Source organism: Pseudomonas sp. TH39(2020) (genome assembly GCF_016650715.1).
Lineage (GTDB): Bacteria > Pseudomonadota > Gammaproteobacteria > Pseudomonadales > Pseudomonadaceae > Aquipseudomonas > Aquipseudomonas mandelii_C.
Genome location: NZ_JAEKFF010000008.1, coordinates 156172 through 181495, shown reverse-complemented (window position 1 = coordinate 181495; position 25324 = coordinate 156172). Strand labels below are relative to the sequence as shown.

The window sequence follows — 25324 nt, the reverse complement described above, 5'->3', positions numbered from 1 at the left end:
TGCCTCTTGTTCTCGGCCAACTGATTACAGTTATGTATAGACCCAATAAAGGAGTTCAGTGCAAAGTCAGTGGCGGTAAAATCAGTCATGCCACCTTTAAGGTCAAAAGAAGCAGCCACCATGCACACCATCGGACTCATCGTTTACCCCGGGTTTCAGGTGTTGGGCCTGGCCATGTGCGCCACGTTCGAGTTGGCCAACATGGCCACCGACGAACCGGCGTACAACATTGCCTTGCTGTCCGAGCGCGGCGGTACCGTGCAGACCTCCGCCGGGTTTGGCGTGGAAACCACAGCGTTCGACCAGCGCTCGTTCGACACGCTGTTGGTGATGGGCGACAACCTGATCCGTCCGGTAGCAGCGGGCATGGTGGCGTTTTTGCGCAACGCCAGCCGGACCACCCGGCGTCTGGGCTCGATCTGCACCGGCGCCATTGCGCTGGCCGAGGCCGGTTTGCTTGATGGCCGGCGCGCGACCACGCACTGGTGCCATGCACCGGCGCTGCAGAAGGCGTACCCGAAGGTGAAGGTCGAGGAAGACCGGATCTTCATCAACGACGGCAACATCTGGACGGCCGCGGGCATGAGCGCTTGTGTCGATCTGGCACTGGCCCTGGTTGAAAGCGACCTGGGCGCGGAAGTGGCGCGGCGGGTCGCCCGGCAATTGGTGGTGTACCACCGGCGCGCGGGAGGGCAGTCGCAGTTTTCGGTGATGCTCGAACTGGAGCCCAAGACCGATCGTATCCAGGCCGCGTTGGCCTATGCCAAACAGAACCTGAAGTCCGCGCTGTCGGTCGAGGAACTGGCCAGCGCCGCCAACCTCAGCCCTCGGCAATTCAGTCGCGTGTTCCATGCCGAAACCGGCCAATCACCGGCCAAGGCCATCGAAAACCTGCGGGTGGAAGCGGCGCGTTTGATGATGGAAACCGGTCGGCACCCCATCGACGTGGTGGCGACCGATACCGGTTTTGGCGATCGGGAGCGGATGCGTCGGGCGTTTATCCGTGCATTTGGCCAGCCACCACAGGTCATTCAACGCGCCAATCGAGGCTAACGTTCGTGATGTCCTAAAAGGTGGTGTATTCGACATTTAAGTCTAAATATTATTGGCGTAATTTTGATCTCGTTGAAGCCCATTTCTCACTGAGATCACCGCCATGACCCTCGTAAAAGCCGCCGCCGTTCAAATCAGTCCCGTTCTTTACAGCCGTGAAGGCACCGTCGATAAAGTAGTGCAGAAGATTCTCGAACTCGGTGAGCAAGGCGTGCAGTTCGCCGTGTTCCCGGAAACCATCGTGCCGTACTACCCTTACTTCTCGTTCGTTCAGTCGCCTTTCGAAATGGCGGCTGAACACCTGAAACTGCTGGATCAGGCCGTCACTGTCCCTTCGGCTGCTACCGAGGCCATCGGCGCCGCCGCCAGACAGGCCAGCATGGTGGTTTCAATCGGCGTTAACGAACGTGATGGCGGTACGCTGTACAACGCGCAGTTGTTGTTCGATGCCGACGGCACCCTGATTCAGCATCGCCGCAAGATTTCCCCGACTTATCACGAACGCATGATCTGGGGCATGGGCGACGGCTCCGGCCTGCGCGCCACCGACAGCGCGGTAGGGCGCATCGGCCAATTGGCGTGCTGGGAACATTACAACCCGCTGGCCCGCTACGCCTTGATGGCCGACGGCGAGCAGATCCACGCCTCGATGTACCCGGGGTCGTTTGCCGGCCCGCTGTTTACCTCGCAAATGGAAGTCAGCATCCGCCAACACGCGCTGGAATCGGCCTGCTTCGTGGTCAACTCCACGGCTTGGCTGAACCCTGAACAACAGGCGCAAATCATGGCCGATACCGGTTGCCCCATCGGCCCGATTTCCGGTGGCTGCTTCACCGCGATCATCAGCCCGGACGGCGTGGTGCTGGGCTCGCTGACCGAAGGCGAAGGTGAGGTGATCGTCGATCTCGACATGGGCCTGATCGACAAGCGCAAACGCATGATGGATTCGCGCGGTCACTACAGCCGCCCGGAACTGCTGAGCCTGCTGATCGACCGTACACCGACGAGCCATGTGCATGAACGCAGTGCACATCCGAAGCTGGCGGTGACCGATACCGTGGAAGAAATCAGTCGTTAAACGGCAGACACAAAAAAGGGGACTTTGGAAGTCCCCTTTTGCTCGTCTGGCCTTACAGTTCCTGACCCAAAAAGATCAACGTATTGCCATGGGCCTCAGCCGCTGCGCGCTGGTTGTAGCTGTCGCGATGCGAGCAGTTGAAGCCATGTTCGGCCTCCGGATACACGACAATTTCGACGTAATCGTTGGTATCGAAACGCTCGGCGATTTTCTCCACGGCTTCCAGTGGGATGTGGCTGTCCTGTTCACCGAAGTGCATCAACAGCGGCACTTCGATTTCATCGGCCCGGTCCAGCTGATTCTGGATTCCGCCGCCGTAATAGGCGATGGCCACGTCCACCAGCCCATTGGCGGCGGTGTGGTACGAGAGCAAACCACCGAAGCAGTAACCAATCGAGGCGATCCCGCCATCCAGACCCGGCTGGGCTTTCAAGGCGTCGATGGCCAGTTCGATGTCGGTCTGTGCCTTGCCAACATCGGTGGCGTTCATCAACTCGACCGCGCGTTTCCAGCCGGCCTCGTCGTAACCCAGTTCGATGCGGTGGCCGCTGCGCCAGAACAGATCCGGTGCAATCACCAGGTAACCGTCGGCAGCGTATTGTTCGGCGACCGAGCGGATGTGTTCATTCACGCCGAAGATTTCCTGGATCAGCACGATCCCCGGGCCTTTGCGGGTGTGCGGAATCGCCAGGTAAGCGCCGAATTTACCGTCGGCGCTGTCGATCTCGATCCATTGGGTGGTCACGCTCATGGTGGCTCCTGTCTTCGCAAGTGAGTGGGGTGAAGCTTATTTCGGCTGCGTGGCCTTGAAGCTTGGCAGAGACTGCATACGTTTCCACCATCCGTCGAAACCGTCCACCGAAAATACCTGCGGTGCATCCGGGGTCATCGCGATGTAAGCACAGCCTGGTGCCAAGTAAAAGTCACCGATGCTGGGTTCTAGACCAGCGATATAGGGATCGGTGCCTTTTATTTTCATCAGTTCGCGCAGCACCCGTTTCGAGTTCTCGATCCCTTTGCGGCGCGAATCTTCATTCTGCCCGCCAATGAAGTCAGGAAAAAGATGGTAGCCGAACACTTGCACAAGGTTGCCGTAGCCATAGGAATCATAAATGCCCTGAGCCATGTGGGTGCGCGCACGGTCGTGGGCATTGTCAGGGGTGATGGATGGGCCTGGCAGGACTTCGTCCAGATAGGCCACGATCGCACCGGTTTCGATCACCCGGAACCCGTCGTGGTCGATGACCGGCACCTTGCCGAAAGGGTGACGCACCAAATGCTCTGGCAGGTGCGGCTCGCCTTTGATCACGTTGACCTGCACCTGGTCGAATTCGGCGTCTTTTTCCACGAGCAGCATCTTCACGGTGCGCACATAAGTACTGCCGTCAAAACCATAGAGGGTGAGACTCATGACGATTGCTCCACTATTGAACCGAGGGACGTTATCGAGTCCCTGGCGCTTTAGCGGTTATCGCGACGCCAGAAGACTCGAGCCAGCAGCGCATCGAGGCTGAGCTTGCCGGCACCGGAGAGCAACAGCGGCATAAAGGCCGCGAGGTAGATCAGCGGCAGTTTGAAGTTGCCGTGACCCTTGTTGCTGATGGCGTAACCCTGGGCAAGCTCACTCAATGTAGACCAATCGGCCGGCCAGTGAACGGCGGCGGTCGCGACGGCGGTGACGACGATCAAAATGATGGCCGAGATCCGCGTTCCCAGGCCGACCAGTATGGCCAGGGCGCAGATCAGTTCAGCCCACATCGACAGTTCCCAGTTCAGCGTGGTCGGCACGTGGTTGAAGGGAAACGGGAAGCTGTCCTGAATATCGGCGAACCAGTTCTCGCCATTGAATTTTTCCAGGCCTGATTCGAAGAACTCCCAGGCGAGGAACACCCGCAGAGTCAGCGGCGCGATCCAGCTGCCGGCACGGTCGAGGTTCAGGTGCAGGCCTTTCACGGCCGATGAGAGTGAGGTGGTCATGGGCTTGATCTCCGTTCAGACAGGGAAGTGGGGCAACGCGGTGCCCCACGCAAAGGGTTACTCGCTGGCGCCGCACTTGCCTTCCGCCGGTTTTCCCGCGGTGTCGGCCTGGACCTGGCTGTAGCCGTGAGCCAGTTGTTTCATGCTGAACGCTTCGGACTCAGAGGCTGAAGCCACGTTGGACAGGGCCAGGCCGCCAGCGATGATCAGGCCGAGGGTCAAGGAAGAAGTCGAGAGCTTGAACATGGTGATACTCCGTAGCATTGAGTGAGTTGAGTGCTTTGATCGGCGTGGCCAATCGACAGGCACAGTTCATCAAGCAGGTGTATCTGCGATGTGTCTTTGGCGTGGGGTTTTAGGAGCAGGGTGTGTCGGGAGGGCAGCTGTACACACTCCGATACACAGCCAATGCAAATCAAAATGTGGGAACGCGGTGTTTTTGAGATTGTGTGATCCGGCCCCGACCAGTAGCGTCTAGCGTCTGTGTCCCCGCAATCCCATGGGGCGAGACTTCGGAACCCGGCATGCAAGCGCTGTTGAACGAGATCCTTGACGCAGTTCGTCCCCTGATCGGCCAGGGCAAGGTGGCTGACTACATTCCCGCACTCGGTACGGTGCCGGCCGATCAGTTGGGCATCGCGGTGTATGGCAATGACGGCGAACTGTATTGCGCCGGCGATGCCCATACGCTGTTCTCGGTGCAGAGCATTTCCAAGGTGTTCAGCCTGGTGCAGGCCATCGAGCACTCCGGCGAAGCCATTTGGAAGCGCCTGGGTCACGAGCCTTCCGGCCAGCCGTTCAATTCGCTGGTGCAACTGGAGTTCGAGCGCGGGCGCCCGCGCAATCCCTTCATCAATGCGGGTGCGCTGGTGATCTGCGACATCAACCAGTCACGCTTTGCCGCGCCGGCACTGTCGATGCGCGACTTTGTCCGTCGGCTGTCCGGTAACCCGCAAGTCATGGTGGACGGCAAGGTCGCCGAGTCCGAATACCAGCATCGCGCGCGCAACGCTGCGATGGCTTATTTGATGCAGTCTTTCGGTAACTTCCATAACGACGTCGAAGCGGTGCTGCGCAGTTACTTCAGTCATTGCGCGCTGCGCATGAGCTGCGTGGATCTGGCGCGGGCGTTCTGTTTTCTGGCCAACGATGGTTTCTGCAAGCACAGCGGTCAACAGATCCTCACCGCCCGCCAGACCCAGCAAGTCAACTCGATCATGGCCACCAGCGGCCTCTACGATGAAGCCGGCAACTTTGCCTATCGCGTCGGTTTGCCCGGCAAGAGCGGCGTCGGCGGGGGGATTGTCGCGGTGGTGCCGGGGCAATTCACGGTGTGCGTCTGGTCCCCGGAATTGAACGCCGCCGGCAACTCCCTCGCGGGCATGGCCGCGCTGGAATTGCTGAGTCAGCGGATTGGCTGGTCGGTGTTCTAGGAGCTGGGTCAGAGCGGCAACGCTTCGACCCGGCAGCGCATACACGCCAGCGTTTCATCGTCCAGCACTGTGGTGATATTCAGGTGCTCTTGTGCCTGAAAGAGATTCATCGCATCCCGGGTCTGTTTGCCGACGATGCCGTCGACGGGGCCGGGATGCCAGCCCAGGTACGTCAAATAGGTTTGCGCCATACGAACTCTCAGGTCCGGTGTCCCGCCATACGAGAACTTCTGATACGCCGCGCTGAGCCGCACGTCGTAGTTGTTGATCGCGTAGTTTGGGCCGTTGTAGCGGCGTGCAAAGTTGGCCCAGTCCTTGGCCCGTAATGCCGCGACTGACCCGCCTTCGATCAGCGTGCCAACCGTACATAGCAGTTGTTGGTTTTCGGACTCGACCATTCGCTTGATCATCGTCTCGACATCCGCCGAACGGGTCTGCGCAAAATTGAACCCCATGATCTGCCCCAGCCCCCAGGAGGTACTTTGCAAGGCTGCGTTCCTGTTCAGGCCGACGGCCAGGTTCAGACGGTCATACTGATGCGGCCCTGTTGCACCATAGTTGCCGGGGGTTTTGCTGCTGATATCCGGGTGTTGCGCGTCAAACGTCTGGTGGGTCAGCCGACTGAATACGTGGCGCTCGTAAAGGATTTTCGGACGGCGATCGGGATAGAACCCGTTGCCGGAGGTTTCTACTGCCAAAACAGCCCAGAGTTGCGCTGCACTGACTTTGGCAAGGTCCAGCGCCTGCGCCAGACCTTCATCGTCAAGGGCCGCTCCATGGCTTGTGAATTCATCGCTCATGACGGCCTCCTCGGAAAACAGGAAACGCTGATGTACCTCTTTTAGCGTAGGAGGGCCGGGTGAAGGGCCGCCGGGTTTTCGATCACCGGTCAGGCGTGCGGTTAATGACGCTCCAGGTATTTTCCTATACATTTTCCGGCCGCCCACTGCATGGTGAAACCGCTTCATGTCTCTTGCGCTCGAACGTCTAGTCGCTGGCACGCCGATCCCATTCGCTGGTAACCGCGTCACTGTGGTCAGCCCCGAATTGGCCGCGCGCTTTCAGCCCGGGGACCATTTGCTGGTGGAGCAGGTCAGCGGCGAATTGTTGCTGATTCCTGTGGCTGACCAGCAAGCGGCGGCCATTGCAATCGAGCGTGCCGAAGCGGCCTTCAGCGCAATGTCCGCGGTCTCCGATCAAGCCATCAGCGAGTTCTTTGATCGCTTCGCCCAACGCCTGGAAAACCCGGCCTGCTGGACCTTGATCGAAGCCGCCAACCTGGCCGACATCGAGCGGGCCAAGGCCCGCGGACGCTCCACCACGCGGCTTCTGGCGGATGAACGCATGCGCCGCGACATGATCGCCGGCCTCAGGGCCTGGCGCGATGCGTCGGCCACGCGCGGCAAGGTGGTCAGTTGCATCGAGCACGACGGCTGGAAAGTCGAGCAAGTGGTCTCGCCGCTGGGCATCGTCGCGTTCGTCTTCGAAGGCCGACCGAACGTTTTCGCCGACGCCGCCGGTGTGTTGCGCACCGGTAACACGGCGGTGTTGCGCATTGGCAGCGATGCGTTGGGCACGGCGCAAGCCATCGTCACCCACGCGCTGAATCCGGCACTGAGCGACGCCGGGTTGCCGGCGGGCGCGGTGTCGCTGGTGGAAAGCGTCAATCACGCCGCCGGTTGGGCGATGTTCGCCGATCGGCGCCTGTCGCTGGCGGTGGCCCGTGGTTCGGGTCGCGCCGTCAGTCAATTGGGCAGCATCGCCCAACAGGCCGGCACCGCCGTCAGCCTGCACGGCACCGGTGGTGCCTGGCTGATCGCCGACAAGGACGCCGATGCCACACGCTTTGCCGCCGTAGTGCGCAACTCGCTGGATCGCAAAGTCTGCAACACGATGAACGTCTGCCTGATTCACCGTGACCGTGTCGCGGAACTGCTGCCGCTGTTCCTCGACGCATTGCAACAGGCCGGCACCGCACGGGGGCAGGGCTGCAAATTGCACATCGTCGAAGGCAGCGAGTCGTACTTGCCGACCGATTGGCAGACCGCCAGCGTTGAGGTGTACCGCGCCGAAGGCTATCAGACTGAAGCGTTGGCCGAACCGCTGTCCGAGGACCAGTTGGGCCGCGAGTGGGAATGGGAAGAAACCCCGGAAGTCAGCCTGAAGATTGTCGATGACCTGGACAGCGCCATCGCGTTGTTCAATCGCTATAGCCCGCAGTTCACCGTGTCGTTGATCAGTGAAGATGCCACGGCTCAGGAACGCTTCTACAACGCGGTCAACGCACCCTTTGTCGGTAACGGGATTACCCGCTGGGTCGACGGACAGTACGCGCTGAACAAGCCGGAACTGGGTCTTTCAAACTGGGAGAGCGGTCGCCTGTTTGCTCGCAGCGCGATTCTCTCGGGAGATGGGGTGTTCACGATCCGCAGTCGCATGACCCAGACGGATCTGTCGGTCAAACGCTGATCCGGCACCACGACCCCGGTCAACGGCCGCACTATACTTAATGTGCGTCCGTATGGACGTGGCGAGCACTCCAAAACGAATCAGATGTCCATAACGCTCGCCTGAGAGTCAAGGCTGCACAGCCAATGGACGGGCCGTGCATCTGATGACGGAGAGAGGGTTACACCATGAAACTTCATTCCTTTCAACATTACTCTCATGATCTGGAAAGGGGCGTTCACGACACGTGGATTACCACCAGGGTGAAGTCAGCCCTGGCAATGGCCGAACCCAGCCTTGGCCTGCAAATCCATGTCAAAACCCACGGGGGCACGGTGGCATTGAGCGGTCGCGTCAACACCCATAAACAGTGTGAGCAGGCTGTTGCTCTGACCCGTTCGGTTCAGGGCGTTGTCGACGTCGATGCCAGAGACTTGCTGACTCACGTGTTCACGCCCGGCAGTATTCCACAACCCCCCAACGCCGAAGAGGCCCCAGAGACTCGACCACAATCGTCAACAAAGATGGACGATAAATAACCCGGTCGATCGTGTCAGTGCAGCGCGCCCGTGAGCCGGGAGCGCTGCGTCGATCGTCTCGCTGCCAATGGATACACGCTTCAGGCTGCTGCTTCTATGGATCGGGCTTGAAGGGCGCAGGTGTCCGGATGCTCGGCGAGCGCCACGAAACGGTGGCTGTTGGCATCCAGAGCATCGACCGAACCGGTCTCGATGTCGTAGACCCAACCATGCAAATTCAACAGGCCTTTCTCCTGAGCCAGGCGCACGCTTGGATGCGTCTGGATATTGGCCAGTTGCGCGATGACATTCTCCCGAACCATTGAACTCACCTTCGCCGCTTCATTGGCGTGAGGGCGGGATTCGTTGATGACTTTCGCTGACTCGGCGTGTTGCAACCAGCCACTGACGGCGGGCAGGTGGTCCATGCATTTGCACTTGGCGACGGCGGTCATCGCGCCGCAGTCCGAATGCCCGCAGATCACAATATCGGTGACGCCGAGCACTGCGACCGCATATTCGACCGTGGCCGACACACCGCCGGGGTGAGGGCTGTAGGAGGGCACGATGTTACCGGCATTGCGGATCACAAACAGTTCGCCGGGTTCTTGTTGGGTCAGCAGTTCCGGCACGACACGGCTGTCGGAACAGGTGATGAACAGCGTGCCCGGATGCTGGGTAGTGGCCAGGTGCTTGAACAGGTCGGTCCGTTGCGGAAAGGCTTCGTTCTGGAACTTTAAAAAACCTTCGATGAGCGCTTTCATGGCGATGTCCTCATACGTGAATCAAATGATTATTTTGTAGCAGCTGCCGAGCCTGCGAGGCTGCGTTCGAGGACGAAGTCCTCGCAGACCCAGGCGACTGCTTCGCAGCCGAACGCAGCCTCGCAGGCTCGACAGCTGCTACGGATATAGCGTCGTGGTGCGGCCGGTATTTATTTAGAAAGGACGCAGTGGCAGGAACTTGCCGTCGAGGGTGATCACTGCGCGGGAGCCGCCTTCCGGGTCTTCGACTTTCTTCATGTCGAGCTTGAAGTTGATCGCACTGATGATGCCGTCGCCGAATTGCTCATGAACCAGGGCTTTCAAGGTGGTGCCGTAAATCTGGATCATTTCGTAGAAGCGGTAGATGGTCGGGTCGGTCGGGACACCCGAGAGGCTGCCGCGCAGCGGGATGACCTGCAGGCGGGCCACGGAGTCGGCGTCCAGGTCCAGTTTTTCGCCAATCACTTTGGCGGCGCTTTCCGGCAGCGGGTGCTGACCGAGCAGGGCGGCAGTGACGTAGGCCAGACCAAGGCCGGTGCCGTCGGTCAGGTCCTGCCAGGACAGGTTTTTGCGCGCTTTCGCATCGAGGATCGACGTGGTCAGGGCCAGGCTTGGGTCGTTGTAAGCGTGGGACTGTTGCATGGTGTTTCTCCTGTCGGGAGTGAGGTTGCTTGGGTGTGGAGCAATCTTCTGCTGATCGATCCATAGCGTCCAAGACCGATATACAATGCAGCGCATAAGCACAGCCTATAGATGGGAATTGCAATGCTGCTCCGACACCTGCGTTATTTGCTGGCGGTCGCCGATCACGGCGGTTTCACCCGCGCCGCCGAGGCGCATCACGTCTCGCAGCCGACCCTGTCCCAACAGATCCGGCAACTGGAAGAAACCCTGGGCGTGAGCCTGTTCGACCGAACCTCGCGCACGGTGAAGCCCACCGATGCGGGCGAGGCCTACATTGAATGTGCTCGTCGGGTGCTGGTGGAACTGGAGGCAGGCAAACGTGCGCTGCATGACGTAAAGGACTTGTCCCGCGGCACCCTGCGGCTGGCCATGACCCCAACGTTCATGGCGTACCTGGTGGGGCCGCTGGTGCGCGATTACGTGGCGCGGTATCCGAACATCCATCTACAGATTTTCGAGCTGTCGATGGATGACATCGAGGCCGGGCTGGTGGATGACTCACTGGACATCGCCATCGCGTTTACCCAGGTCAGAAATGCCGACATCGAGTCGATCCCGGCGTTTACCGAGACCTTGGGTGTCATGGTGGGGCGCGATCACCCGTTATACGAAAGCCGGGTCGCGTTGTCCGCGCAAGAGGTCGCGCAACTGGAATTTGCGCTACTGGCTCCGGACTTCGTTACCCGCACCCGTATTGATGAGTACTTTGCCCAGGAGCAGATCACGCCGAAGGTGGTAATCGAGGTCAACTCGGTGAGCACCTTGCTGGAAGTCATTCGGCACACCGCCATCGCCACCATCCTTCCGGAACCCATCGCCACCGAGGACCGGGCGTTGCGCAAAATCCCGTTATTAGGGGATGCGCCCAAACGAGGAGCCGCGCTGCTCCGACGCAAAAACAACTATCACAGCGCAGCGTCGGTGGCTTTTATGGAACTGGTGTTGGGTGCGGCTGCAGGTGAGTCGACGGCATCAGTCTTCTACTAATTGGCACACCCCATTGGGCGCCTTGCCAGTAGAGGACACCGTGACCGAGTCGTCATCGGAGAGGAGGATCGAGATCACGACGCCCGAACCCCTGGCTTCGAATCGGCGATCGTCGATGGCTTTGGTCTCTGCTTCCTTGCTGTTGATCAGCACCGGTCCGTCCTGATCCGCGTGGACGATGATTTTGCCGGGGCAGTCCGCATCGAACAACGGCACGCCGGTGATGCTGTTTGCATGGGCAGCACTGGCCATTACGAGTAACAGCAAGCCTGTCAGTTGTATGTTCATCACAATCCTCCAATGATCCAGTGCACACGGTTAACGATAGCGTTGTTTGGAGCGCACGAGACAAACAAAAAGGCCCCGCTCGATGTAACGAGCGGGGCCTTTTTATGGATGGGGTGTGGAGGTATCAGTAGAACCGGTCAATCACCCGAACTTCGTTCTGGTTCTGCATCGAGGCCCATGCCTGTTTCAGCGTTTGCAGAACATGACCGATGAAGTCCTTGTCAGCCGCGGCTTTCTTGCCGACATAGCCTTGGCCGCGACGGTACATCTTCAGTCGGGCGAGCAGGTTCTGGTTGTTCTTGTCGAACTCCGCTTCATGGGCGTGAGGCGACAGGCAGTCGATATGCACCTGGCCCGACTTGCTGATCCACAGAATATGGCTGTCATGGCTGTCTTTTTGCGCAGCGAACAGATGAGCCAGTTCATCGATAGTGGGTTGATTGTTCAGATTCATAGTAAGCCCCTTGACCATTTGGTGATCTTTCAAAGTTGATTCGCTAATACAGGTAGCCCATCGGTTAGTTGATCCCTGGCACCGAAACCAGGACGTCAGCGGTCAGCCGCCAAATTGACGGGGTCCCGCGTCTGCTGCATGTAGTCGTGTTGAATAACTGCTACGCAATAGCGTCACAACGAGGAGAAGCGGCGAAAACCTTCTGGCCACTGCCGACGTTTTCAGGGTCGGCCACAAGCTTCATGAGGATTGATCGCCAGCGCTTCTCGTCCTTGTACTGGACGTTCAGGCCAGGTCAGCTTCTTCAATCTGCCTTGTGGGCAGCGTGTATCCGGGAAAAACAGCTCGGCGGTCAGACGAGCTTGCTCAAACGTGTTGCCTGTACTCCCGATCGGGGAGACGTCTGCATCATGCAAGGGCAAATCGGAGGCGTCAACGGTTTTGTAGTGATTATTTTTGGTCACTACATATTGTCGGACAAAGTCGTTTGGAATTAAAAAGCGGAATGGGAAAGCGCCAGTCAGGACGATGGCAACGATGTCTGGAATCGGTAAACGGTGCAGGGATAACCGTCTACCGGCAGCTGATGCAGGGTGAACTCGCCATGGGTGAGATCAGACAAGACCCGGGTCCAGAACCGCTGCGCAGGCTGATTCGCGTCGAGGTGGAAAATTTGCCATTGACCGGGGAACCGGCTCAAGAGGGTGGAAACGACAAACTTCGCGACGCCTTGGCCACGAAAGCGTCGACTGACAAAGAAGTAGCCGATGTTGTACTCGGCGCCGTGAAGATGGGTTTCGTCATCTACCGTCACGAAACCGGCCAATTCTCCGTCGACCTTGATCAGAAACGGCCTGGTTGCGGGGTTGCGCCAGTAACCCGGTTTGGGCTGAGCGTTGAAGAAGCCATGCTCACCGAGCTTCAGCGGCAGCCACTCGCTGAAGTCATACATGTAGAACTGCATCAGGTTTTCAATCGTTTCCAGCTCGTCGCGCTGGGCGGCGTGCAGTTCGATCAAGGGCATGTTGATAGCTCCTGAGGTGCAGGCCATCCCTGGCCCAGGCGTGATCACTCAGTGGGGGGCAAAATCGTATTTCCCACCTGTTTCCAGTGCGGCTTGATAGGCCGGGCGAGCCTGAAAGCGTTCAATCCAGGCCGCTACATGAGGATAGTTGCCGAGCTTGCCCTGGGCTCTGGCGATCTCGCCGATAAAACTCATCTGGATGTCGGCGGCGCTGAACTCATCGCCCAGCAGGTAATCGGACTGGCTCAGAGCCGTGTCGAGGTAGGCCAGGTAGTTGGCCACCTCCGAATTGATCCGTGGATGCAACGGCGCGCCGGCTTCCCCGAGGCGTCCCACGTACAGGTTCAACATCAGCGGCAACATTGCTGAACCTTCGGCGAAATGCAGCCACTGCACGTATTCGTCATAGGCTGGGGTGGACGGATCGGGTTGCAGGCGACCGTCGCCATGGCGGCGAATCAGGTAGTCGATGATCGCCGAGGACTCGATCAGCTTCTGCGCGCCGTCTTCAATGACCGGTGATTTACCCAGGGCATTGATCGCTTTCAATTCCGGCGGTGCCAGGTTGGTCTGCGGGTCGCGCTGATAGCATTTCAGCTCGTAAGGGATGGCCAATTCTTCCAGCAACCAGAGAATCCGCTGGGAACGGGAGTTGTTCAGGTGATGCACGATAATCATGGTCGATGCCTTATCAGAAAATGGAGCTGTCACTGGGCTTGAAGAACACTAGACCCTTTTGGTTCGTTCGAAGTGCCCTCAAGCCTTGCTCGCCGGTTTTGCTGCGCGTTTAGTGCCCGTCGAGGGCTTGCGTTTGGCGGGCTTGCGTTTGTTTTTCCATGGCGTGGCACCGCGCCCGGCGGGGCTTGCCGGTCCGCTGATGGTCAGGCTCAGGCCGGCGCAACGGGCGACCTGTTTGCTCATCCACGCGGCCTGTTTGGTGACGAATTCTTCCAGGCTCATCTCGCCGCTCTGCACCATGTCCAGCGCCTGCTCCCAGATTGCTGTGGTCCCGGGGTCGGCGATGGCACGCGGCACGGCATCGATCAGGCTGAACGCGGCCGGGGTGGCGGCCAGGGCCTTGCCGTTCTTGATCAGATAACCACGGTCGAGCAGGCCCTGGATGATCGAGGCGCGGGTCGCTTCAGTGCCGATGCCGGTGGTGTCCTTGAGTTTCTGCTTGAGCAGGGGATCTTCCACCAGTTTGGCGACGTTCTTCATCGCCTTGATCAGATCGCCTTCGGTGAACGGTTTGGGCGGTTGCGTCCAGAGGTCCTTGAGCTTCACGTCGGCCACCGCGCAGTCACGTCCTTCGGCCAATGCCGGCAGCGTTTGCGGCGCCGGTGCTTCGCGGCCCTTGGCCGGGGCGAGGGCTTCGGGCAGGGCGCGTTTCCAGCCGGGCTCGACGATCTGCTTGCCGACGGCACGCAAGGCTTCACCGGCGCAGTCGAAGTCGGCCTGGGTCCGGTCGTATTCATGGTTGGGCAGAAACTGCGCCAGGTAACGCGCGCGGATCAGGGTATAGACCGCCCGCTGCTTGCCTGCCAGTCGCTCGAGGTTTTTCGCCGCCGCCGTGGGGATGATGCCGTGGTGAGCGCTGACCTTGGCGTCGTTCCAGGCCCGTGAGCGGCGCTGAGGCTCCAGGAAATCGTTCAAGGCGTTCAGCGCCGGATCAGCCTGCCTCAGCGCAGCAAGAATGCCCGGTGCTTCGCTGTGCTGACTCACGGGCAGGTAACCGCAGTCGCTGCGAGGATAGGTGATGACCTTGTGGGTTTCGTACAGGGCCTGGGCGATGTCGAGAGTTTCCTGGGCGCCGAGCCCGAGCTTCTTCGAGCAGACTTCCTGCAAGGTGCCCAGATCGAAGGGCAGGGGTGCCACTTCGCGCATCCGCTCGGTACGCAGTTTGATTACCCGGGCACTCGCCGCACTGCCAATTGCTGCCGCTGCATTTTGCGCCAACGCCTGATTCAGGCAGCGATCCTGATCGTCGCAAACGTCGGAAGCCGCACGCCACTGGGCGGTGAACGCGGTGCCGTCGTGCAGCAGTTGCACATCGATGGCCCAATAGGCGACCGGCACGAAATCGGCGATGCTGCGGTCGCGATCCACCACCAGGCGCAAGGTCGGCGTTTGCACCCGACCGACCGGCAATACGCCTTGATAACCGGACTGACGCCCCAGCAGCGTGAACAGCCGACTCATGTTCATCCCGATCAGCCAGTCGGCCCGGGAGCGCCCGAGTGCCGAATGGTAAAGGCTAAAGGTCTCGGCCCCCGGCTTCAGGGCTGCCAGCGCCTTGCGGATCGACGCATCGTCCAGCGCCGACAGCCATAACCGCTGGATCGGCCCGCGATAGCGGCAATGCTCCACCAGTTCCCGGGCGATCATCTCGCCCTCACGGTCGGCGTCGGTGGCGATCACCAGTTCGCTGGCCTCGCCGAGCAGCCGTTTGACCGCTTTGTACTGGCTGGCAGTACGCGGTTTGACGGTCATCTTCCACTTCTCTGGAATGATCGGCAGATCCGCCAGCACCCAGCGCTTGTAACGCGCGTCATAGGCGTCGGGCGGCGCGGTTTCCAGCAGATGGCCGATGCACCAGGTCACCGTGACGTCCGTTCCCAGCCAGCAGCCGTCGCCACGACGCCTGGCGCCGAGGACGGCCGCAATGTCTTTGGCCTGGGAAGGTTTTTCACAGAGGTACAGCCGCATAACCACCATCGCTCATCAACTGTCGAGAGGCGGACAGAATGGCGGCTGATGAGCGATGGGGCAATCTTTATCTGTATGGATGTACAGTCGGTGCGTTGCGATTCATTGCGCAGGCTCCTCAGTAGTTCAGGTTAACCACCGGTTGATCCAGCTTCGCGCCGGGCTCTCGCCTGAGAATGGTCAGCAACGCGGCGGTAATCACGTTCACATCATTATCGAAGCCTCCGTGGGAGGTGTCCTTTTTGGTCCCCGCGCCATAGTTCATTTTCGGATCGTTGAAGATATGCAGGGTTTGAGCGAACGCTTCGGGAAGCCCGCGACCCGTTGCGGCAAACCCGGTCGGAATGGTTTTCCCGAAGTAAAACTGGTTCCACTGTTCGGTCATGTTTTTGGCGGCAATGTTCCACTCCGCCAGATCGGGATTGCTGAAGTCCTGGCACTGCTTGTCCAGGCTTTTGGCCATGCCCAGCAGCGGCATGCGTTGCAGTTCTTCGTAGGCACGGGAAACGAGGTACAGCAGGGATTTGTGGTACACGCCGATGACGTTGTCATCCTGTTCACGACTGTCGGACATGAGGTGGATGTGGAAGTCCTTGCGCTTGAGGCCTCCACCTTCGATGACTTTGCGGTAGGTCTGGTTGGCGAAATCGAGGGTGCAGGCCGGGGCCATCAGCGTCGAGGTTTGGGTGGGCAAACCCCTGGCCCACAGCAGTTGAATCAAGTGGCCATTGATCAGGGAGCCTGCGGAATGGCCGATCAAATGCAGCTCGACGTTCTTCTTGCCGATGTCGGCGACCAGGTTTTTCAGGTTCTCCGCCATTTCCACCAGCCCACGCGGGGTAAAACCGGCGACTGCGGCGGCTTCGGCGTTCTGTTTCATCTGGCTCCACTGGTCGCCGCCGGGTTTTTTGGTCGCCAGTTCCAGCGTGCGATCGAAGCCTTCCACGGCTTTGTCCTTGATCGCCTTCAATGCATCGCTGATGCTGCCGGCTTCGGGAAATAGTCCGGGAAGGGTGTCCTGGACGATATCTGCCAGCGTCTCGAGGGCCCCGGTGCGCCAGGTGACAAACAGCGGATAGACACCGTTTTCAAGGAAGTAGGGCGCCATCGCACAAATGCGATTGATCGAATCCTGCTCGGAATTGAGCCCGCCGTGGGCAATGACGGCGATGCGCAGCACGGCGGGTTTGTTGGCCGCCGGCAGCTTGTCATACCAGGCGCGAGGCGCCTCGTAGACGATGCGCTTGACGCCCGCCCGGACGTTTTCCACGTCGGTGAGACGAGGGCCGATGCTGCCGTTGTTTTCCATCACGATGGTCAGGCCGTAAGCCTGATCCTTGGTCAACAGCGGCGGCCCTTTGCGATCGGGCTCGCTGGTGCTGGCCGTGAATAGGGAAAACCCTTCGCGCTTGGCGCTGGAACTGGACAGCGCGCTACGAAACGGTGATTGAGCGCCAGTCCGTGCGCCTGAAGGGCGTGCGTTTTGCGATAACGCGCCGCGTTCGATCGGTACCCCGAGGGCCACGGTCCAGGCGTCGGTGCCATTGGCCAGCCAGTCTTCGAACGTCAGGATGGCGAAGCCGGAAAATCCCCAAGCGGTTGACCAGGAATTCTGCACGATGAACCCCTGACTGGTGTACCCGATCAAGGCAAAGGCGTGACCGCCCTCACTGGCTGCCGGCCATTTGATGACGGGCAACTGAGAGATGCTCTGGAATTCCACCGCCGGCTGTTTTTTGCCTTTGGGTCGCATCAGTGCCCAGCCCTGATGCACATTGGCAGAGACGAAAAGCGCGCCGGCCTCATACAGCGCCGCCATCATGGCGGTGACATCGTCCTTCTCGACACGGTAGTAAACCCCCAGCGGTCGCGTCATGGCATCCATCGCCCAATTCTCCGCCGGTGCTTCAAAGGCCGGAACCGATCCGTCCGGCTTGACGGTATAGGGCCACAGTTCCTGTGCGCAGACGCCGTGTTTGTGCCAACCCTTCAACGCGCCGCGACAACTGGAACCCACGTAATCTTCGCCAGGCCATTCATCATAGAGTTTGGCCAGATGATAAAGCTGGCGCGGACTCGTTTTGGTGGAGGCCCTGTCTCGCCGCCACAACAGAAAGTTGACCACCGCCGCCAGCCCGAACCCGGTGCACGCGCCTTCGTTGCCCTGGTAGAGCACCATGTTTTTGTCCAGGTAGCCCGAGAGTTCGGAGGCAATGTCTTTGTCGGCGGGCCAGGAGGGCGGCAGTGACTGGACCCGCGGGGTAAAAATGTGATCGCGCAGGTCGAGACGATCCGGACGGGCGTCGAGGGTGATGATTTTCTGGTCGAGGGAAAACTGTGTGGCGGGCATGGTGAGACCCTCAAGTGTCTGAGACTCAAATCCCCACGCCATGCCACGACTGCCTGTCTGGGCAGTAGGGAGGTCAACGGTCTTATTGATCGTAGACGATGTTTCACCGACTTCGAGTGTTTGCCCCGCTTAAAGCGGCATCTGGTTCTTGATCCAGTCCAGAATCGAACCGTGACGCGGTACCCAGCCCAGTTCCGCGCGGGCACGCTTGGCGATCACCCGACTGTTGGAGCCGAAGGTGTAATGCACGTGCATCGGGTCCCAGTGTTGTTCGGCTTCTTCCACCGACCACGACTGGACCGGCCCCAGCTCCATGCGTTCAGCGAGGGCCGCGCCAATATCGGCGAACGACGCCTCACCGTTCTCGATGAAGTAGAACGCTCCGGCCGGGGCCTTTTTCAGGGCCAGCACAAACAGTTCGGCCACATCATCGATGTGCACGTTGGACCAGCGGTTGAGACCTTTGCCGACGATGCGCAGGACGCCGGTTTCACGGGCGCGAGCGATCAGGAAAGGCAGTTGAAAGCTATGATCGGTCAGGCCGTGGCCCACGCCGTAAATGTTGCTCGGACAAATCACCACGGTGCGAATGCCTTCACTGGCGGCCTTCATCAGGCGCAATTAGCGGAAAAATGGGCTTTAGCTCTGTTTAGAATGGACTCCAGAATCCTCAATGGAGCCGTCATGGAAAGCCTGAACGCCATCGGCGTATTCGTCGCCGCCGCCGAAGCCCGCAGCTTTGTCGGCGCGGGAAGAGCCCTGGGCATCTCGGCCTCTGCGGTGAGCAAAAGCATTGCACGGCTCGAGGCGAAGTTTGGTGTGCGGCTGTTTCACCGCAGCACCCGCAGCATCACCTTGACCGCCGAAGGTGCGCAGTTTGTCGAGCGCTGCCGGCGGATCCTGTCGGAGCTGGAAGTGGCCGGCGAGGAGCTATCGCAAAATGTGTCGGTTCCCCAAGGGCCGCTGCGCATCAGCCTGCCGATGATTGCCAAACCTTTTTTGTCGATCTTTGGGGCGTTTCAGTCGCGTTATCCCGATATCCAGCTGGATCTTGAATTCACCGACCGCCTGACCGATGTCGTCACCGAGGGTTTCGACGCGGTGATCCGCAGCGGCGCGCCCAAGGATTCCGGGTTGTCAGCACGGCCGCTGGGTACTTTCCGCATGCTCACCGTCGGATCGGCCGCGTACCTCGCCCGCAAGGGCACGCCGCAATCACCTGAAGACTTGCACCAGCATGCCTGCATTCATTTTCGCTTTCCCCAATCCGGCAAACTGCAGACCTGGCCGTTCAAACGCGATGATCAGCCTGTTGAACTGGAACTGCCGCGCTCCATGATCTGCAATTCGGTGGAAGGGGGCATGGACCTCGCCGTGCAGGGCCTGGGCATTACCTATGCTGCAGATTTTGTGGTTCGCGAGGCGTTGGCCGATGGCCGTCTGGTGGAAGTGCTTGAGGATTTTACCTGTGAGACGGGCCAGTTCAATCTGCTCTGGCCCTCCGGGCGGCAGGTGCCGCCGAAACTGCGGGTATTTATTGAGTTTGTGGCGGCGCACATGCCGCTGACGCGCTCGCAGCGGGCCGCGGCCGACGAGGGGCTCTCTCCCGTTCGGCTGCGAAGCCGTCGTGAGTGCAAAATCTGGGTTATACCTGAAAGTCGTGGTCTCAGGTTTTGGGGCTGCAGCGCAGCCCATCTCCGTCATGAGGAACGTATTTCATGAAAAGCACCGGTCCTAGTCCTGTCATCACCATCGCAGAGCAGCCGGGCTGCCTGCTTGTAAAGTTTCACGGTATCCAGGTGGCCGCGTCGGCAAGGGCGCTGGTGTTGCTCGAGGCCAACTATCCTCCGGTGTATTACGTACCGCGGGAGGATATCGATGAAAAGTACTTTGCCCGCACCGATCACACGAGTTATTGCCCCTACAAGGGCGATGCCAGCTATTTCAGTCTGCAAATCCCGGGACATGAGGGCGCTAACGCGGTGTGGAGCTATGAAGACCCCAAAGTGTCGGTAGAGCAGATTCGCAGCTACATGGCGTTTTATCCCGACCAAGTGACCTTTGAAATTCTCAAAGACGTTGAGTGAGGGGCGCTTTCCAGGCACACATGTGTAGCGAGAGGGCGGTGGATCTATTTTTTGTTGATTGTGTACATATCCGTTTCTGCGGTCACGGCGGCTTAGGGTTCCGCCCTTACGGCGGGTCACTTTCGAAGAGCCTGCGCGGCCCGGCGGAAAGTAACCAAAGCGCTTTGCCCCTGACGTTCGGTGCCTCGCCTAGGCTCGGCATGCCCTCGCTCCGGTCCTGCTCCGTGGGCCCGCCGCCATCGGCCATCCATGGCCGGGGGCGGCTAACCCGGCATCCATGCCGGGTTGCCCACTGCGCAGAACCTCCACTCGGCCTCACGAGGGGGCGGGGCATCAAGATCAAGAGCTGCAGGCGAGCTAACGCTCGGCCTGTTGAGTGGTGAGAAGCAAAAGCTGTATGCCGATCTGCTTTATGTGGGAGCGGGCTTGCTCGCGAAGCTGTTGATCTTGCCGTTGCTGTTGCTGTTGCTGTTGCTGTTGTTGTTGTTGTTGTTGTTGTTGCTGTTGCTGTTGCTGTTGCTGTTGCTGTTGCCGTTGCTGTTGCTGTTGCCGTTGCTTTGGTTTTTGATCTTGATCTGCTGCCCCTTTCCCGGAGCAATGCCGGAGTGAGGGCATGCCGAGCCTAGGCGAGGCACCGAATGGCGGGGTAGGAGCCCTTGGTTACTTGGGGCTTTTCCAAGTGACTCGCTGTAAAAGCGAAACCGCCAGCAGCCATCACCGCAGAAACGGATATGTACCCCAACCTTGCGCTCAACTCATCGAACACCATCCACCAGCGTGGATTCATCAATCTGGCTAATCGAGGTCACCCCGGTCAAGGTCATGGCGACGCGCATTTCCTTGGCGAAGATATCCAGCATATTCTCCACCCCGCGTTGACCATCGGCGGCCAGTGCATAGGCCATGGAACGCCCCAGTAATACGCCTTTTGCGCCTAGCGCCAACATCCGCACAACATCAAGCCCCGAGCGGATGCCCGAGTCGACCAGTACCGTCAAATCATTACCGATAGCTTGCATGATGGGCGGCAATGCCCGGGTGGTGGAGAGCACGCCGTCCAGCTGTCTTCCACCGTGGTTCGACACGACAATGCCATCCGCGCCAAAGCTGACCGCGTCCCGGGCATCCTGAGGATCGAGAATGCCTTTGATGATCATCGGGCCTTTCCAGAACTCACGAATCCACTCCAGATCGCTCCAGCTGATCGAAGGGTCGAAGTTATTGGCCAACCAGCCCATGTAGTCCTCGAGGGTGACGGCTTTGCCCAGGTACTTCGAGATATTGCCCAGGTCGTGTGGTCGCCCCATGACGCCGACGTTGAATGCCCAGTCGGGTTTGGTCATGGCCTGAAGCATTCGTCGCGATGATGCAAAAGGACCTGACATGCCCGAGTGTGCGTCCCGGTATCGGGCGCCGGGCGTGGGCATGTCCACGGTAAACACCAGGTTTTTCACACCGGCGGCCTTCGCCCGTTCCAGTGCATTCTTCATGAAACCTCTGTCCTTCAACACATACAGCTGAAACCAGATGGATTGCTGGCTTTGTGCCGAGACTTCCTCGATCGAGCACACCGAAACTGTTGATAGGCAAAGCGGGATGCCTTTATTTTCCGCCGCTTTAACCGCCTGCACCTCACCACGACGGGCGAACATGCCCGTCAGGCCGACTGGGGCCAAGATGATGGGCATTGAAAGCGGTTGGTCGAAGAGGGTGGTTTCAAGACTCAAGGTTTCGACATTTTTCAGAATGCGCTGACGCAGGCTGATGCCCGTCAGATCAGCGCTATTGGCCCTCAGCGTATGCTCTGCATAAGCCCCGCCATCAATGTAATCAAACAAAAAACGCGGGAGTTTGCGACGTGCTGCCTCGCGATAGTCGGATGCGGATGAAATGATCATGGTGCCTCGGTCTGGTGAGTGGCGGGGCGATGGTTGCGTCGAGCGTAGAGTCAGATTAACGAAAACGCCCCGCATTGCGGGGCGTTTTTTTGCACGTGCTGTCAGTTGGTATCCAGGTCCACGTTCTTGGTTTCACGTAAACAGATCAGCCCGACGACCAGGCTCACGCCGGTAATCACCACCGGGTACCACAGCCCGTAAAAGATGTCGCCGGTGTACACCACCAAGGCAAACGACACCGTCGGCAGGAAACCGCCGAACCAGCCATTACCGATGTGGTACGGCAGGGACATCGAGGTGTAGCGGATGCGGGTCGGGAACAGTTCGACCATCAGCGCTGCCAGCGGGCCGTAGCACATGGCGGAAATGATGATCAGCGCGACGATCAGCGCCACGATCATCGGTTTGTTGATCAACTGGGTGTCGGCTTTTGACGGATACCCCGCCAGGGTCACGGCGCCACGCAAGGCCGCCTCATCGTAACCATCGAGTTTCACTTCCCCGACGCTCACCTGCACGGCACTGCCGGCCGGTGCAGCTTCGCTGCTGTAAGGAAGGCCCTGTTTCACCAGGAAGGTTTTGACCTTGTCGCAAGGGCTGTCAAATTTCGCCTTGCCCACCGGGTCGAACTGGAAGGTGCAGGTGGCCGGGTCCGCCAGCACGGTGATCGGTGCCTGACGGCTGGCCTGGTCAATGGCCGGGTTGGCGTAGTGGGCGATGGACTTGAAGATCGGGAAGTACAGTGCAGTCGCCAGCAGCAGGCCGATCATCAGCACCGGTTTGCGCCCGACTTTATCCGACAGCCAGCCGAAGAAAATGAAGAACGGGGCGCCGATGATCACACTGACGATCAGCAGGCTGTTGGCCAGCGCCGGGTCCATTTTCAGGAACTGGGTGAGGAAGAACAGCACGTAGAATTGCGCCGCGTAGAAAGTCACGGCTTGCCCGGCGTTGATGCTGAACAGGGCGATCAGTACGACTTTCAGGTTTTCCCATTTGCCGAAGGAGTCGCGCAGCGGCGACTTGCAGAGCTTGCCTTCCTCTTTCATTTTCACGAACGCCGGCGACTCGTGCAGGCTCATGCGAATCCAGGTCGAGATGCCCAGCAGAATGATCGAAAACAGAAACGGAATCCGCCAGCCCCAGACTTCGAACTGGTCACCGGTGAAGTAGCGGCAACCGAGCACCACCAGCAGCGACAGCAGCAAGCCGAGGGTTGCGGTGGACTGAATCCAGCTGGTGTGGAAGCCGCGTTTTCCCGTCGGTGCGTGTTCGGCCACGTAAGTGGCAGCGCCGCCGTATTCACCGCCCAGGGCCAGGCCCTGAAGCATGCGCAGCACCACAAGAATGATCGGCGCGGCGATGCCGATGCTCGCGTAGGTCGGTAGCAACCCGACGCAGAAAGTCGCCAGGCCCATGAGGATGATGGTTGCAAGGAAGGTGTATTTACGTCCGATCATGTCCCCCAACCGGCCGAACACCAAAGCGCCGAACGGCCGCACGATGAAGCCGGCAGCGAAGGCCATCAGCGCAAAGATGAACGCCGTGGTGTCGTTGACCCCGGCGAAAAACTGTTTGCTGATTACCGCCGCGAGGGCGCCATAGAGGAAAAAGTCGTACCACTCGAAGACCGTCCCGAGCGACGAGGCGAAGATGACTTTCTGGGTTTCCTGGCTGGTGCCCGCGCTGCGCACGGCTTCCAGGGGCTGAACATGTTCTGACATATCGGTATCCCTCACAGTGATTGTTTTTTTTGTTCCACTGATGTTGCGTGTTCCTTGCAGGGGTCATTCCAACGTCCGCGAATCTAGTGCAATCCTTGTGGGAGCGAGCCTGCTCGCGAAGGCGTCGTGTCAGTCAACATCAATGTTGAATGATCCACCGCTTTCGCGAGCAGGCTCGCTCCCACAGGGATAGTGTTTACAGGAGTGGCCAGGATCAGTTGTGCGGCTTTTTCGGCAATCATCAGCGTAGGCGAACAGGTGTTGCCCGAGGTGATGCGCGGCATGATAGAGGCGTCGGCGATGCGCAGGCCCGGGATGCCATGGACGCGCAGCTCGGCATCGACCACGGCGTCCGTGTCGTTGCCCATGCGGCAGGTGCCGACAGGATGGAAAATCGTTGTGCCGATGCGGGCGGCGGCTTCGTGCAATTGCTCTTCGCTCTGCAAGCTGTCGCCGGGCAAGTACTCGACCGGTTTGAACGCTTGCAGGGCCGGGGCGGCGACGATGCGGCGGGTCAGGCGAATGGCGTCTGCTGCCACCCGCAAGTCCTCCGGATGGCTCAAGTAATTGGGCTGGATCAGCGGTGCTTCCTGCGGATCGGTGGAGCGGATCTCGATGCGACCACGGCTTTGCGGGCGCAGATCGCACACCGACGCCGTGAAGGCGGGGAACGCATGCAACGGCTCGCCGAAACGCTCCAGCGACAGCGGTTGAACGTGGTACTCGAGATTCGCCGATGTTTGCTCCGGTCCCGAACGGGCGAAGGCCCCGAGCTGGCTCGGCGCCATGGACAGCGGGCCGCTGCGGTCATACAGGTAACGCAGGCCCATGCCCATCTTGCCCCACAGGCTGCCGGCGATCTGGTTAAGGGTGCGGGCGTTCTCCAGTTTGTAGATCAGGCGCAGTTGCAGGTGATCCTGCAGATTGCCACCCACGCCGGGCAGCTCATGAGCAACGCCGATCCCCAATCGTTGCAGCAGCGGGCGAGGGCCGATCCCGGAACGTTGCAGGATGCTCGGTGAGCCGACGGAACCTGCGCACAGTACGATTTCCTTGCGTGCCTTGAAGGTTTTCGTCTCACCCTGCCAACGCGCACTGACCGCCGACGCACGGCCGTTATCCAGCAGCACGCGATCCACTTCGACATCGGTCAGTACGGTGAGATTGGGGCGGTTGCGGATCGGTTTGAGAAACGCCTTGGCCGCGTTCCAGCGAATACCGGCTTTCTGGTTGACCTGGAAGTAGCCGCAGCCTTCATTGTCGCCCTGGTTGAAGTCATCGATGCTGGCGATGCCGCTTTGCTCGGCGGCCCTTTGGAAAGCATCGAGAATCGGCCACGACAGTCGCTGACGTTCGATTCTCCATTCACCGGCGGCGCCGTGAAACGCCGAGTCGCCAGCAAAATGGTTTTCGCTCTTTTTGAACAACGGCAGCACGTCTTGCCAGCTCCAGCCGGGATTGCCCTGAGCCGCCCAGCGGTCGTAGTCGCCGGCCTGGCCGCGCATGTAGATCATGCCGTTGATCGAGGAACAGCCACCGAGCACTTTGCCACGCGGATAACTCAGGGCGCGACCTTGCAGGCCGGGTTGCGCTTCGGTCTTGAAGCACCAGTCGGTGCGCGGGTTGCCGATGCAGAACAGGTAACCCACGGGGATGTGAATCCACGCATAGTTGTCGCGGCCGCCAGCTTCGAGCAGCAGCACGCGATGTTGCGGGTTGGCCGACAACCGATTGGCCAGCAAACAACCGGCCGGCCCGGCCCCGACCACGATGTAGTCGTATTCATCCAGGGAAGTCTGCATCCGTGACCTCATGTTGTTGTTCTTGTTGTTGGTCATCCTAGTTGTTAGC

Annotated in this window: 25 protein-coding genes and 1 pseudogene; 9 read left to right on the top strand and 17 right to left on the bottom strand. The window is 59.7% G+C overall.

The window, feature by feature from the left end; genetic code table 11:
- Positions 1 to 120: 120 nt before the first annotated feature.
- Both JFU47_RS29125 and JFU47_RS29120 read left to right on the top strand, forming a co-directional pair.
- A complete protein-coding gene (locus JFU47_RS29125) occupies positions 121 to 1053 on the top strand; it encodes a GlxA family transcriptional regulator (protein WP_201187610.1) in 933 nt (310 codons plus the stop codon).
- Positions 1054 to 1156: 103 nt separating this feature from the next.
- Entirely contained in the window at positions 1157 to 2131 is a 975-nt protein-coding gene (locus JFU47_RS29120) for a nitrilase-related carbon-nitrogen hydrolase (protein WP_201187609.1), read from the top strand.
- A gap of 52 nt (positions 2132 to 2183) precedes the next feature.
- On the opposite strand, the gene JFU47_RS29115 is transcribed toward JFU47_RS29120, so the two are convergent.
- From JFU47_RS29115 to JFU47_RS29100, 4 genes are read right to left on the bottom strand one after another with little or no spacing between them, the layout of a single operon-like run.
- A complete protein-coding gene (locus tag JFU47_RS29115) occupies positions 2184 to 2882 on the bottom strand; it encodes a dienelactone hydrolase family protein (protein ID WP_140679317.1) in 699 nt (232 codons plus the stop codon).
- Between the two features lie 36 nt (positions 2883 to 2918).
- Entirely contained in the window at positions 2919 to 3542 is a 624-nt protein-coding gene (locus tag JFU47_RS29110) for a glutathione S-transferase family protein (protein WP_201187608.1), read from the bottom strand.
- 50 nt (positions 3543 to 3592) lie between these two features.
- Positions 3593 to 4108 (bottom strand): HvfX family Cu-binding RiPP maturation protein, encoded by a 516-nt coding sequence (locus JFU47_RS29105; RefSeq protein WP_201187607.1) that lies wholly within the window; start codon positions 4106 to 4108, stop codon positions 3593 to 3595.
- A 57-nt stretch (positions 4109 to 4165) separates the two neighbouring features.
- Complete coding sequence (locus tag JFU47_RS29100) at positions 4166 to 4354, bottom strand: hypothetical protein (RefSeq protein ID WP_201187606.1); 189 nt, start codon at positions 4352 to 4354, stop codon at positions 4166 to 4168.
- A gap of 278 nt (positions 4355 to 4632) precedes the next feature.
- Between JFU47_RS29100 and glsB the strand changes: the two genes are divergently transcribed.
- Positions 4633 to 5541 (top strand): glutaminase B, encoded by a 909-nt coding sequence (gene glsB, locus JFU47_RS29095; RefSeq protein WP_201187605.1) that lies wholly within the window; start codon positions 4633 to 4635, stop codon positions 5539 to 5541.
- An 8-nt stretch (positions 5542 to 5549) separates the two neighbouring features.
- On the opposite strand, the gene JFU47_RS29090 is transcribed toward glsB, so the two are convergent.
- Entirely contained in the window at positions 5550 to 6341 is a 792-nt protein-coding gene (locus tag JFU47_RS29090) for an N-acetylmuramidase domain-containing protein (protein WP_201187604.1), read from the bottom strand.
- Positions 6342 to 6507: 166 nt separating this feature from the next.
- Between JFU47_RS29090 and JFU47_RS29085 the strand changes: the two genes are divergently transcribed.
- Positions 6508 to 8010 carry an aldehyde dehydrogenase family protein gene (locus tag JFU47_RS29085; RefSeq protein WP_201187603.1) on the top strand — a complete coding sequence of 501 codons (1503 nt, stop codon included), beginning with the start codon at positions 6508 to 6510 and terminating at the stop codon, positions 8008 to 8010.
- 167 nt (positions 8011 to 8177) lie between these two features.
- A complete protein-coding gene (locus JFU47_RS29080) occupies positions 8178 to 8528 on the top strand; it encodes a BON domain-containing protein (protein ID WP_201187602.1) in 351 nt (116 codons plus the stop codon).
- 80 nt (positions 8529 to 8608) lie between these two features.
- On the opposite strand, the gene JFU47_RS29075 is transcribed toward JFU47_RS29080, so the two are convergent.
- Both JFU47_RS29075 and cynS read right to left on the bottom strand, forming a co-directional pair.
- A complete protein-coding gene (locus JFU47_RS29075) occupies positions 8609 to 9271 on the bottom strand; it encodes a carbonic anhydrase (protein ID WP_201187601.1) in 663 nt (220 codons plus the stop codon).
- A 174-nt stretch (positions 9272 to 9445) separates the two neighbouring features.
- Positions 9446 to 9913: a cyanase gene (gene cynS, locus JFU47_RS29070; RefSeq protein WP_201187600.1), complete on the bottom strand. Its 468-nt coding sequence runs from the start codon at positions 9911 to 9913 to the stop codon at positions 9446 to 9448.
- A 123-nt stretch (positions 9914 to 10036) separates the two neighbouring features.
- Here cynS and cynR point away from each other — a divergent pair, with 123 nt between their 5' ends.
- On the top strand, positions 10037 to 10942 hold the full coding sequence (gene cynR / locus JFU47_RS29065; RefSeq protein ID WP_201187599.1) for a transcriptional regulator CynR: 906 nt from the start codon (positions 10037 to 10039) through the stop codon (positions 10940 to 10942).
- Here cynR and JFU47_RS29060 read toward each other — a convergent pair.
- The 7 genes from JFU47_RS29060 to JFU47_RS29030 form a co-directional block, all read right to left on the bottom strand.
- Positions 10928 to 11230 (bottom strand): hypothetical protein, encoded by a 303-nt coding sequence (locus JFU47_RS29060; RefSeq protein ID WP_111452523.1) that lies wholly within the window; start codon positions 11228 to 11230, stop codon positions 10928 to 10930. The genes cynR and JFU47_RS29060 overlap by 15 nt on opposite strands.
- Positions 11231 to 11354: 124 nt before the next feature.
- On the bottom strand, positions 11355 to 11684 hold the full coding sequence (locus tag JFU47_RS29055; RefSeq protein WP_008151464.1) for a hypothetical protein: 330 nt from the start codon (positions 11682 to 11684) through the stop codon (positions 11355 to 11357).
- A 520-nt stretch (positions 11685 to 12204) separates the two neighbouring features.
- A complete protein-coding gene (locus JFU47_RS29050) occupies positions 12205 to 12708 on the bottom strand; it encodes a GNAT family N-acetyltransferase (protein ID WP_201187598.1) in 504 nt (167 codons plus the stop codon).
- A gap of 48 nt (positions 12709 to 12756) precedes the next feature.
- A complete protein-coding gene (locus tag JFU47_RS29045; RefSeq protein WP_201187597.1) occupies positions 12757 to 13386 on the bottom strand; it encodes a glutathione S-transferase family protein in 630 nt (209 codons plus the stop codon).
- Positions 13387 to 13464: 78 nt separating this feature from the next.
- Positions 13465 to 15414: a DNA topoisomerase III gene (locus JFU47_RS29040; protein WP_201187596.1), complete on the bottom strand. Its 1950-nt coding sequence runs from the start codon at positions 15412 to 15414 to the stop codon at positions 13465 to 13467.
- Positions 15415 to 15532: 118 nt separating this feature from the next.
- Complete coding sequence (locus tag JFU47_RS29035) at positions 15533 to 17764, bottom strand: C1 family peptidase (protein WP_201187595.1); 2232 nt, start codon at positions 17762 to 17764, stop codon at positions 15533 to 15535.
- A 129-nt stretch (positions 17765 to 17893) separates the two neighbouring features.
- Entirely contained in the window at positions 17894 to 18376 is a 483-nt protein-coding gene (locus JFU47_RS29030; protein ID WP_242485187.1) for an NAD-dependent epimerase/dehydratase family protein, read from the bottom strand.
- A 72-nt stretch (positions 18377 to 18448) separates the two neighbouring features.
- Between JFU47_RS29030 and JFU47_RS29025 the strand changes: the two are divergent.
- The 3 genes and pseudogenes from JFU47_RS29025 to JFU47_RS29015 all read left to right on the top strand — a co-directional run.
- Positions 18449 to 19333, top strand: a pseudogene (locus JFU47_RS29025) (LysR family transcriptional regulator); the annotation flags it as partial.
- A gap of 149 nt (positions 19334 to 19482) precedes the next feature.
- A complete protein-coding gene (locus JFU47_RS29020) occupies positions 19483 to 19851 on the top strand; it encodes a DUF427 domain-containing protein (protein WP_123368272.1) in 369 nt (122 codons plus the stop codon).
- A gap of 372 nt (positions 19852 to 20223) precedes the next feature.
- Positions 20224 to 20460: a hypothetical protein gene (locus JFU47_RS29015; protein ID WP_201187593.1), complete on the top strand. Its 237-nt coding sequence runs from the start codon at positions 20224 to 20226 to the stop codon at positions 20458 to 20460.
- Positions 20461 to 20606: 146 nt separating this feature from the next.
- Here the strand turns inward: JFU47_RS29015 and lldD are convergent, their stop codons facing one another.
- The 3 genes from lldD to JFU47_RS29000 form a co-directional block, all read right to left on the bottom strand.
- Positions 20607 to 21749, bottom strand: coding sequence for an FMN-dependent L-lactate dehydrogenase LldD (lldD, locus tag JFU47_RS29010; protein WP_201187591.1), 1143 nt, complete (start codon positions 21747 to 21749; stop codon positions 20607 to 20609).
- Positions 21750 to 21850: 101 nt separating this feature from the next.
- Complete coding sequence (locus JFU47_RS29005) at positions 21851 to 23473, bottom strand: MFS transporter (protein WP_140679293.1); 1623 nt, start codon at positions 23471 to 23473, stop codon at positions 21851 to 21853.
- 83 nt (positions 23474 to 23556) lie between these two features.
- Positions 23557 to 25275 (bottom strand): GMC family oxidoreductase, encoded by a 1719-nt coding sequence (locus JFU47_RS29000; protein WP_201187589.1) that lies wholly within the window; start codon positions 25273 to 25275, stop codon positions 23557 to 23559.
- Positions 25276 to 25324 lie beyond the last annotated feature (49 nt).

What these genes read in the sequence shown, in the direction of transcription:
- JFU47_RS29125 (WP_201187610.1), top strand. Translation starts at nt 121, where the DNA reads ATGCACACCATCGGACTCATCGTTTACCCCGGGTTTCAGGTGTTGGGC.
- JFU47_RS29120 (WP_201187609.1), top strand. Translation starts at nt 1,157, where the DNA reads ATGACCCTCGTAAAAGCCGCCGCCGTTCAAATCAGTCCCGTTCTTTAC.
- JFU47_RS29115 (WP_140679317.1), bottom strand. Translation starts at nt 2,882, where the DNA reads ATGAGCGTGACCACCCAATGGATCGAGATCGACAGCGCCGACGGTAAA.
- JFU47_RS29110 (WP_201187608.1), bottom strand. Translation starts at nt 3,542, where the DNA reads ATGAGTCTCACCCTCTATGGTTTTGACGGCAGTACTTATGTGCGCACC.
- JFU47_RS29105 (WP_201187607.1), bottom strand. Translation starts at nt 4,108, where the DNA reads ATGACCACCTCACTCTCATCGGCCGTGAAAGGCCTGCACCTGAACCTC.
- JFU47_RS29100 (WP_201187606.1), bottom strand. Translation starts at nt 4,354, where the DNA reads ATGTTCAAGCTCTCGACTTCTTCCTTGACCCTCGGCCTGATCATCGCT.
- glsB (WP_201187605.1), top strand. Translation starts at nt 4,633, where the DNA reads ATGCAAGCGCTGTTGAACGAGATCCTTGACGCAGTTCGTCCCCTGATC.
- JFU47_RS29090 (WP_201187604.1), bottom strand. Translation starts at nt 6,341, where the DNA reads ATGAGCGATGAATTCACAAGCCATGGAGCGGCCCTTGACGATGAAGGT.
- JFU47_RS29085 (WP_201187603.1), top strand. Translation starts at nt 6,508, where the DNA reads ATGTCTCTTGCGCTCGAACGTCTAGTCGCTGGCACGCCGATCCCATTC.
- JFU47_RS29080 (WP_201187602.1), top strand. Translation starts at nt 8,178, where the DNA reads ATGAAACTTCATTCCTTTCAACATTACTCTCATGATCTGGAAAGGGGC.
- JFU47_RS29075 (WP_201187601.1), bottom strand. Translation starts at nt 9,271, where the DNA reads ATGAAAGCGCTCATCGAAGGTTTTTTAAAGTTCCAGAACGAAGCCTTT.
- cynS (WP_201187600.1), bottom strand. Translation starts at nt 9,913, where the DNA reads ATGCAACAGTCCCACGCTTACAACGACCCAAGCCTGGCCCTGACCACG.
- cynR (WP_201187599.1), top strand. Translation starts at nt 10,037, where the DNA reads ATGCTGCTCCGACACCTGCGTTATTTGCTGGCGGTCGCCGATCACGGC.
- JFU47_RS29060 (WP_111452523.1), bottom strand. Translation starts at nt 11,230, where the DNA reads ATGAACATACAACTGACAGGCTTGCTGTTACTCGTAATGGCCAGTGCT.
- JFU47_RS29055 (WP_008151464.1), bottom strand. Translation starts at nt 11,684, where the DNA reads ATGAATCTGAACAATCAACCCACTATCGATGAACTGGCTCATCTGTTC.
- JFU47_RS29050 (WP_201187598.1), bottom strand. Translation starts at nt 12,708, where the DNA reads ATGCCCTTGATCGAACTGCACGCCGCCCAGCGCGACGAGCTGGAAACG.
- JFU47_RS29045 (WP_201187597.1), bottom strand. Translation starts at nt 13,386, where the DNA reads ATGATTATCGTGCATCACCTGAACAACTCCCGTTCCCAGCGGATTCTC.
- JFU47_RS29040 (WP_201187596.1), bottom strand. Translation starts at nt 15,414, where the DNA reads ATGCGGCTGTACCTCTGTGAAAAACCTTCCCAGGCCAAAGACATTGCG.
- JFU47_RS29035 (WP_201187595.1), bottom strand. Translation starts at nt 17,764, where the DNA reads ATGCCCGCCACACAGTTTTCCCTCGACCAGAAAATCATCACCCTCGAC.
- JFU47_RS29030 (WP_242485187.1), bottom strand. Translation starts at nt 18,376, where the DNA reads ATGAAGGCCGCCAGTGAAGGCATTCGCACCGTGGTGATTTGTCCGAGC.
- JFU47_RS29020 (WP_123368272.1), top strand. Translation starts at nt 19,483, where the DNA reads ATGAAAAGCACCGGTCCTAGTCCTGTCATCACCATCGCAGAGCAGCCG.
- lldD (WP_201187591.1), bottom strand. Translation starts at nt 21,749, where the DNA reads ATGATCATTTCATCCGCATCCGACTATCGCGAGGCAGCACGTCGCAAA.
- JFU47_RS29005 (WP_140679293.1), bottom strand. Translation starts at nt 23,473, where the DNA reads ATGTCAGAACATGTTCAGCCCCTGGAAGCCGTGCGCAGCGCGGGCACC.
- JFU47_RS29000 (WP_201187589.1), bottom strand. Translation starts at nt 25,275, where the DNA reads ATGCAGACTTCCCTGGATGAATACGACTACATCGTGGTCGGGGCCGGG.